Genomic DNA, 8,317 nt, shown 5'->3' with positions numbered 1-8,317 from the left:
GCTTCGAGCATCACCATTCGCACCCCAGAGCGAAAGGTGGCGCCGGGACACCGCTTACGGATCAAAAGCGCCGCTAAGAGACGAGGAACGATAAGGCCACCGAACGGTTGACCTTCGAAAGGAGGCAACCATGGACCAAGGCCCGTCTAAGCCAACCCCCGATGAAAAGCCTTATCCGGACCGGGCTGCCGATTCCAGAACAGGCAACCAATCCATGCACGGCACGCCTCGCAAACTTGACCCCGAACAGACCGACGAAACTGGCAAGGACCCACCAAAAGGCAAGCCTAGCCAGCAGGAATATCTGGACGTAAATCGGAAAGAGCGTCCGGGCGAGGCTGACAAGGAAAAGTGAGCCAGCAGGGGAGGCGCCTACTGCGTTGGACGCCCCTAACGCATGTTCATGGAGCCCCTGGCAGCCTGAGCTAGCCCATCCTCCGACCCGGACGGCCGCGCCGCTCGAAGGTCTGGACGTCACCCCCGACATAGCCGGAGGTAGGTCTGCCATGAAGAATGATGCGGCCGAACACAGTTCACGTTAAACGCCCAAAAGGGCTTCTTGTGCTTGTCGGAGCCACTTGTGCTCAGCATCTGTGGCAGGCAGCCCACGAAGCACTCGAGAAAGTTCAAAAAAAAGATTTGTGGATCTGCCTCGTTGGCCCCGCTGACGCATCCGGCTCCGAAATTCTTCATCGTCCGGTAAGTCACGCATCTCGGCCAAAAGCTTGATGTAATCATCGGCCAATGTCTGAGCGGCGGTGGATGATGGCTTCTCGCCGCTTTCCATCGCGATTCTGGCGCGCCTTTGGATGGCGAGGTGCTTCGCAACGGTCGGATCAAGGGGATCACGTACTGCAATCCAGGGGTATTTCGCGGCGTCTTCCGCTATCCACCGCATCGCGTCGAAAAACTCTCTGTCGTCAAACAGCTTGGCGAGAGCTATCCAAGCTTCCACCTGCTCCTTTGTTGGTTCGTCCGGTAGTTCTGGCGAGCCGCTTTCGATCATTCGCGGCTTCCAGGTCGGATCGAGTTCAAGTCCTTCCGTTACCTTATCAAAGAAGGCCTTTGCCGCTTCGCGGCGCGAGCTGTGGGCAATATCCGTCATTGTAGCAACCCTCTTCAGGTCTCGAACCGTTGGTTCAGAAGACTGAAGCGCGATGCGCATCGTGGCAGCGATACGTCGCTTCGCGGTGATCTGATGTTCCAGATTTTGCAGTTGTCCGGACAGCACCTGGGCGAGCGTTGCCTGCTTCGTAAGCACCAGATTTATGGTCTGCAGGCTCGCTCCGGTCTCAAGCAGCGCCGTGATGAGTTCCAACCGGTCAACGTCATCGTCCATGAACATCCGATAACCGGCTTCGGTCCGGCTATATGGCGGAAGCAGCCCCTTGTCGGCGTAGAACCTGATGCGGCGCGCCGAGATGCCTGTAAGGCGGGAAACCTGACCAATGGTGTAGCTGCGATCCGTCATGAGACCATGCGTAGGTGTTCCACCAGATGTCAGGTCAAGGGATATCCGAGACGGATAGAAACGTCTCCTCGCGCAGCGCCCGCCACAGGGTCGTCTTGTTGACCTTCAGCAGCCGCGCCATCGATGAGGCGGTTTGTTCGCCGCGGGCGATGCTCTGGCGGGCGTGGCTGATCTGCTCCGGCGTCAGGCTCCGGGGTCTGCCGGCAAGGTTAAACCTAGGCTTCGCCGCCGGGGCTACCTGCGCGACAGGGGCGCTGGTTGTGTCGATGCTCTCCAGCACCTCCATAATCCGGGAAGCGCGCCGAACATCCTCCGGCGAGATGGTGATTTCATCCAATATGGCGTGGATCCCGGCGCCGGCTTCAGCAACCCGGATGATCACAGATACAGCCCCGTTTGACGACGTGGCCAGGTGGCCGAGGCGGGTCACAACCAGCGTGTCGCCCGGGATGAGTTTTGCCAGCAGGGCTTTCAGCTCCGGGCGCTCGATCAGATCATTGTCGACATAGTCGACATGGGGCTCATCCATCCCCGCGGCCTGCAAATCGAGCCCTTGCGAATGGACGTCAATCTCGTCTCTGGCGAGGATATAGCCCAATTTCGTCATGGCTGATTTCGCCCCACTTTTGCCGTCGATTTCGAAACGATTTCGCAACGGAGAATCGTAGTCTACAGCTAGATCACGTGGCTGTTCCAGCAACGAATATCGCAACATATCTCGCTCAAGCCGGCTACGGCGGCCAGATGCCCTCTCAGCCGTTTCAGAATCTCCACCTCCAGCAGCGCCAGCGTCAGCAGTTTTCTGTGCTCCCGCTCGGGGTGCACAAAAACTGCGGTATTGAGCCTATTTTTATCGGGGACTTGTTGGGGCGTTTTTATCGGGGGGCGTCCATCACGGGGACGCTTTGCCGGGGTTTCAAAATTGCGCGGTCGAGCGGCCTGACAGACCGCGCGCCAGCACCCGCTATCGGGGCGGAAGGCGAACCTGCAACCAGACCGTTTGCAACGGTCGGCTCTATCCGTTCGGCTCCGGATGTACGCGCCACAGTGGCGCGCTCATGAAAGAGCCAAGTCTACGCCTGCCGGACGGGCAAAAAGAAAGCCGCCCGGAGGCGGCTGAAAAGGGAGGTCTCGCTGGAGGAGACGGTAAGTCCCGTGGGGCGCTGGCCCCATGACTGCAACCTACCGGCGGCGGCTCCCGGTGTACGTGCGGGCGCGCACATGCGCCGGCCTCGCAAAACTCCGCCCTGAGCCGGCCCTCCGCTTCCTTAGGGTGGATGGGATGCGTCTAGAATCGATTTTAAGACTCGTATGGCGGCGTTGCATTATTCTGGCTGTCAGACATTGCGCGCGCCGTTCTTTGCCGCTGGCGAGTGCGCCTGTTGATCTGACGGCCTATCTGGAAGCGGCTATGGCCACTCTGGCCGCTGGCGGCGTGGAAACCAGCTCCCTGGCCTGTTTGTCGGACCATTCGGCCGGCCGCCTGTTCTTCAGCCAGAAAATCGCGGCCGTGGTGTCTGGCGGGTACTTCCGGACATACGGGATGGCGACGTGCCGGCCGTCTGCCGCCGCGGAGATCCTGACGGCGGGATGGCTGTATCCCACGGCACGCCGATAGAGGGCCTCGGCAACATTGGCGTCGGCAACCAGCTTTCCCTTTTTTACGGCGTAACAAAACTCCGGATTGCCGCGCTTCCAGCGGTGCACGGTCTGCCGGCTGACGCCAAAGAAGCCCGTCTTGGTGGCGAATGGTTCGCCCTGCCTGTTGACGAGGCAAGGCGATGCAATCAGCTTCCCCGTCCAGCTGGGGGAACCACTGGCGCGTCCGGTAAACACCGGCCCGCTCGACGGTCGCGGCCGAGATCCCGCGCCGGGCGAACCACTCAAGCATCGCCGGCGGCCGTTGCGGGCTCTGAACCCGGGCTGGGCGATGGTAGGTCCGGCGCTCCAGCCGCGGCGGCGGCCGGTCAAGTTCGCCGCCTGCGCCGCCAGCCCACTGGCAGTGGTGGCATTGCCAGCGAACGCGGTCCTGCATCACCGTCACGGACAGGCAGGGGTCCGTTTTCTTTCGCCGGCCGGCCGAGCACTGCGGGCAGGTCGTCTTGTGGTTGCCCTCGCGCCAGTCGCGCAGGCTGATGCCCTGTTCCCGGGCTTGGTCGAGAAAATTCATGGATCACCCCCGACCGAAGATTTCTGCGCGGCTGGCAGATGATGCGACAGAGGCCGGAACGGCGGGGTAATCTCCCCAGCGCTCTTGGTTCAGCCAGGTCTGGGCCTGCGCAACCTTCTCTGTTCCGAAGCGGCCGGAACGCTTTTCGATTTCGGCATACCGCCTGGCCCCGCCGATGATGGCTTCCGGATCTGCGCCGGCCTTCACCGCCTTGGCGAACTTTTCCCGGGCTGGTTTCTTCGGGTTCGCCGCCAGCCCTCTCTTGGGATAGGCCGCCCAGAATTCATCGAACCTATCGACCGTTTCGGCCGCCGCCGGCGGCGAAGCAGCCGAAGAATGGTTCCTTTGATGGTTCTTTGACGGTTCAAACGTAGTGAGGGCGGCACGTGGTGCCGGTTGCTCCGGCATGTGGTGCCGGGGGGTGCGGCACGTGGTGCCGGTTGATGGGCCCTCATCACTACCGGCATTTCCTGCCGGTTGACTGCCGGCACGTGGTGCCGGTTGCTGAACAGATGAAGGATCGCGGTCCAAAATGAGCTGGATTGCATCACTGGCCCGGCTGCCATCAGGCCGACGCCTGACGATGCGCTTCAGGAATCCTTTATCCTCAAGCTTAATCAGCGCGTTGCGCACGGCGCGCACGGAAAGCTCCGTATCTGCGACCAGTCGCTGCTGGGATGGCCAGCATCGCCCATCTTCGTCCGCGTAGTTCGAAATGGCGGTCAGGACGAGTTTCAGCGTGGGCGAACCGGCCGTTTGTGACGTCGCCCAGGAAAAGGCTTGGATGCTCATGACCGGCCCCCTTCCTGATGGATTTGGTCCACGGCTCCCGGCAACGCGCCCAGGGCGACCTTGGCGCAGGACATGACCTGTCGCATCGACGCGACCAGCGCTTCGGCATTGCCGGTGGCGATGTGCTCTGATGCGCTTTCGAGGTGGACCGACGCCGCCGCGATGGCGCCAGACAGAAGGGCGCGGGGAACATGAACCCCGTCACGCTTTGCCGCTGCCTGCTCATGCTGGGGAGGCAAAGCCATGATGACAGGGCCGTTCATGCCGCCACCTGCTGGTGCAGAACCTGAAGCGGCGTCCGGAGCACGTATCGGGCGTGCATGCCGCTGAAAGCCCCGCCGTGCTTTTCGTTGACCGTCTCCACGTCCAGGCCGGATTTCCGAAGCTGGAAGACGTAGTGGGACCATCGCGGCGCGGGCTGTTCGATGGGCGTGCAGCCACGCTCACCGGCCGCGATGAGGCGACCAAGCGCCCACGCTTCGCGCCCCTTGTAGGTTTTGGCCGGGCTGTCGATGTCCTTGCGGACGGTGATTGCGGTGACGTTCATTGGCGCACCTCCTGCGGCCCGAGGCCGGCGAGCGAGGCGATAGCGGCGGCGGTGGTGGGTGACAGGCCGAAGCGCTGGCAGAGGCGATTGCTGGCCCGAGACGACAGGAACGGCGGCGCAGGAGGCGCGTGTTCACGTTTTACCCTCGGGTCATTTTCAGGCAAGAATCTTCGTTGCTCGCCAAGGGCGAGACGGGTATAAATTTGCACGTTCTAAATCCTATGTTCCGCCGTCGTTCCGATTGCCTCTGGGTGACGGCTTTGGTTTCAGGACAAGCCCGGTTCCGTTCCCGCGGAGTCGGGCTTTTCTGTTTTCGCCTCTGCCAGCTGCTTCATGACAGCGGTAGGGAAGCGCACCGCCCGTCCGAACCGGACGGATGGAATTACGCCCATGTCTGCAAGGTGATAGACATGGTTTTGGGATAAGCGGACCACCTTGGCGACCTCACTGGCCGTCATGAATGGCGCGTCCGGAAACTGGTAAGCGGCCGTCATGCTGCGCCCCGCAGGGCAGCGGTCGAGGTGACCTTTGGCGTCATGCGCTGATGTGCCCATGTATCGAGGTCGGCGCGCTCGTAAACTGGCCACCGGCCGATGCGCCGGAAGGCCGGGCCGCCGCCAACAGACGCCAGAACATCTAGGTACGTCTTGGCGCAAGGCAGGTTGTAGGTATCGCGGATATACGCGGCTGCCTCATCTCGCCGGAGAAACTGGTTCGCAACCATCGTGCAATCCTTCTGAATCAGCGGAAGTCACTCGCTATGCGCGGCATAGTCCCTCTTTGTTCTTTATGTTTGACCTTAGCGCGGATTAACAGCCGTACTTATTTGCGCCGGTGCCAGATAAGGGGTGGGGTTATTTGCGGCGTATCTTGCCAGCGCCACTCTCTAGAATTTTTTTGATGACGTCAGGCGGCGCTGCCCGTATGGCCAGCAAAGTCGCGAACTCAATCACCGCAAGTGCAAGTTGCTCACCAACAATTCCTCCTGAGCCTTTCGACATAGATAATAAAAATCTATCCCTACTGTCGAATGTCTGTTGGGCTGATCCGTCATTGCATCGATTTTCGTTTAATTCGCGATGCCATTCGATCAATAGTTTAGGAATATTGCTAGAGTTTGGGGCGATGACCGTGGCGCTCGGGCCTAAGCCCATGCACACTTTCTTTGCCGCTTCCGCCTTGTTGTCGCCGCCGCTCAAAAGGATGTCGAATGCGATGGAGGCGTAGGCTCGGACCTCCCAGATATCGCTACCTAAGACAGGGCGGTTCCTGGCTGGGATATGAGCCAGCGAGTAGTGAACCGTCCCTCGATCCAAATCCTCCAGCGCTGCATTAAACCTGTTCAGCTCCGTGACCAGAAATGGAGAAATTCCCTGTTTTGACAGGTGACTAGCTATCATCCTGAGCGCGGAAACGATGCGCCGTCTGTCACGAGGCGGGCGTTCGGCGCAAACCCCATGGAACAGCGCTTCTTCCAGCCCATGCTCAAGCTCCGCGATGTCCTGAAAATGCTTCTTGGCGACGCGCTCAGCGAATGCCGCCGCCGCCGGCCGGCCGGCAGGAGCGAACGTGGCTCCAGCAGATGTGGTTAGGGTCGGGAACTTCAAGCTGCACCTGCGCTTGCACACCATGTGGCGCGTGGAGAAACCGAGGGTGCTGCTCGGCTTGTCGGCTGGCCGGCCTATCTCCACGCGTTCCATTCAGCGCCGTCAGTCCAGCGCCGGATTTCAGTACCCTTGCGGGCGGAGGCGGACGCCAGTCCATTCAAGCACGCCAGCGCCGTTCGTTGGGATGAACTCCAGCCCAACCCGTTCGAATGTATGCATGACAGGATCTGCGTTTACGCGCCTCATCCGTGCGCCATCCTGTCCACGCTCATAGGCGGCTATCGTCAGGCGATTGACGCTGGCGCTTTCGGATAACTGGTCCTGTCGCCACCCAATTAGGGCCCTTGCTGCCCGGCATGTGGCGGGGGTTAATCCGTTTATGCGCTTCCATCGGCAGCTATAGGGGTATTCCACCCCACAGCCCGGCGTGAAGCGAACAGTATGAGACAGGAACGCGATTGAGAGGGTGATCACCACCCCATCATGAGCATCGTACATGTCCCCGGCTGCTTCTGTCGCTTCAATCGCGGATATCTCCACTCCTGACGCCCGAGACAGGTCCTTTACCGACCAGCGTAGTATGGCTCGCGCAGCGCGGATCTGGTTGCCGCAAATAGGCAAATAGCGCGGCACTAAAGCCGCATCCCGAAACGCAGTTCCAATAGCCTTCCGAGGAGGCGGGGTGGGCGCCGGCGACGTCACCAAATGGAGTTTAGGCCCATGGGCGTGTGCGGCTCGCTCTGCGGCTACTGGGGCGCTTGGCTCAACGGGCGGTGAAACCCGCACCCGGTTTGCCGCGCTCCAGACAGCCCGGCTTCCCGTACGAGTGGGCCGGCCAGCTGCGAAACGTGAAATATCGCGACGCAGCGAAGAACTTCCGCCAGGAGAAGAACCCGGAGCCGGTGCTGTACAACGCCGACGCCATTGACGCCGCCGCTGATGGCGACCTGATTTTCGTTGAAGGCGAAATTGACGTTCTGGCCATGCTCGAGGCCGGCCTGTCCAATGTGGTCAGCCTGCCGAACGGCGCGCCAGACCGGCCTGAAACCAGCGAAAAGCGCTATGAGCCGCTGGCGACGCATGCCGAAGCGCTGGAGAAGGTTCGCCGGTTCTTCATCGCCACCGACATGGACGGCCCTGGCGAGTATCTGGCCAACGAGCTGGCGCGCCGGCTGGGCAAGGACAGGTGCTGGCGCGTCGCCTTCCCGAACGCCAACGACGTCCAGACCAAGGACGCCAACGAATGCCTGATGGATCACGGGAAGGACGTGCTGCGTGAATGCGTGGCGCTCGCCCGGCCGTGGCCAATAGACGGCCTCTATGATGCGGATTCCTTCGCCGGTGACGTGCTGGACATCTACGACGGTCGGGGGCCTCAGCCGCTTTCGACAGGCCTCGGCCCTGACATGGACAAGGCTTTCAAGGTCATCGCGGGCCAGTTCGTCGTCGTGACCGGCATTCCAAACCACGGCAAAAGCCGATGGCTGGATCAGGTGGCGGTCAGCATGGCGCAGCAACACGGCTGGTCATGGGCGATTTTCTCGCCAGAGACGGGCAGCGCCAACCACATCATCGACCTTTGCGAGATCCGCGCTGGGCGCCCGTTCCATGACGGCCCCAACCAGCGCATGTCCGAACAGGAGTTGCGGGACGCGCAGGCATGGGTCCAGCGTAACCGCTGTCCTGCTCCCACCTTCTGCGTTGATTGCTGATGTAGGAAGATCGACTGC

The 8,317-nt window shown here is 61.2% G+C and carries 11 protein-coding genes; 2 read left to right on the top strand and 9 right to left on the bottom strand.

The window, feature by feature from the left end:
• Nucleotides 1-130: 130 nt before the first annotated feature.
• Complete coding sequence (locus IE243_RS21375) at nucleotides 131-355, top strand: hypothetical protein (protein ID WP_191321336.1); 225 nt, start codon at nucleotides 131-133, stop codon at nucleotides 353-355.
• Between the two features lie 183 nt (nucleotides 356-538).
• Here IE243_RS21375 and IE243_RS21370 read toward each other — a convergent pair whose 3' ends face one another.
• From IE243_RS21370 to IE243_RS21330, 9 genes are all read right to left on the bottom strand, one after another.
• Complete coding sequence (locus IE243_RS21370) at nucleotides 539-1,471, bottom strand: helix-turn-helix domain-containing protein (protein ID WP_191321335.1); 933 nt, start codon at nucleotides 1,469-1,471, stop codon at nucleotides 539-541.
• A 34-nt stretch (nucleotides 1,472-1,505) separates the two neighbouring features.
• Nucleotides 1,506-2,078: a recombinase family protein gene (locus IE243_RS21365; RefSeq protein WP_191321334.1), complete on the bottom strand. Its 573-nt coding sequence runs from the start codon at nucleotides 2,076-2,078 to the stop codon at nucleotides 1,506-1,508.
• Nucleotides 2,079-2,866: 788 nt separating this feature from the next.
• A complete protein-coding gene (locus IE243_RS23255) occupies nucleotides 2,867-3,178 on the bottom strand; it encodes a hypothetical protein (protein WP_210319943.1) in 312 nt (103 codons plus the stop codon).
• Between the two features lie 466 nt (nucleotides 3,179-3,644).
• Complete coding sequence (locus tag IE243_RS21355; protein WP_191321332.1) at nucleotides 3,645-4,433, bottom strand: helix-turn-helix domain-containing protein; 789 nt, start codon at nucleotides 4,431-4,433, stop codon at nucleotides 3,645-3,647.
• Nucleotides 4,430-4,696 (bottom strand): hypothetical protein, encoded by a 267-nt coding sequence (locus IE243_RS21350; RefSeq protein ID WP_191321331.1) that lies wholly within the window; start codon nucleotides 4,694-4,696, stop codon nucleotides 4,430-4,432. Before IE243_RS21350 ends, IE243_RS21355 begins: the two co-directional genes overlap by 4 nt.
• Nucleotides 4,693-4,980 carry a winged helix domain-containing protein gene (locus IE243_RS21345; protein ID WP_191321330.1) on the bottom strand — a complete coding sequence of 96 codons (288 nt, stop codon included), beginning with the start codon at nucleotides 4,978-4,980 and terminating at the stop codon, nucleotides 4,693-4,695. The genes IE243_RS21350 and IE243_RS21345 overlap by 4 nt, the downstream gene beginning before the upstream one ends.
• Before the next feature lie 266 nt (nucleotides 4,981-5,246).
• Complete coding sequence (locus IE243_RS21340; protein WP_191321329.1) at nucleotides 5,247-5,474, bottom strand: helix-turn-helix domain-containing protein; 228 nt, start codon at nucleotides 5,472-5,474, stop codon at nucleotides 5,247-5,249.
• Nucleotides 5,471-5,704, bottom strand: a complete 234-nt coding sequence (locus IE243_RS21335; protein WP_191321328.1) for a hypothetical protein — start codon at nucleotides 5,702-5,704, stop codon at nucleotides 5,471-5,473. The genes IE243_RS21340 and IE243_RS21335 overlap by 4 nt, the downstream gene beginning before the upstream one ends.
• A 130-nt stretch (nucleotides 5,705-5,834) precedes the next feature.
• On the bottom strand, nucleotides 5,835-6,587 hold the full coding sequence (locus IE243_RS21330) for a hypothetical protein (protein WP_191321327.1): 753 nt from the start codon (nucleotides 6,585-6,587) through the stop codon (nucleotides 5,835-5,837).
• Nucleotides 6,588-7,435: 848 nt separating this feature from the next.
• Here IE243_RS21330 and IE243_RS21325 point away from each other — a divergent pair.
• On the top strand, nucleotides 7,436-8,299 hold the full coding sequence (locus IE243_RS21325; protein WP_191321326.1) for a toprim domain-containing protein: 864 nt from the start codon (nucleotides 7,436-7,438) through the stop codon (nucleotides 8,297-8,299).
• Nucleotides 8,300-8,317 lie beyond the last annotated feature (18 nt).

The sequence above is a fragment of the Camelimonas fluminis genome (genome assembly GCF_014656355.1).
GTDB classification, from domain to species: domain Bacteria; phylum Pseudomonadota; class Alphaproteobacteria; order Rhizobiales; family Beijerinckiaceae; genus Camelimonas; species Camelimonas fluminis.
This window is presented reverse-complemented; position numbering and strand designations above follow the sequence as displayed.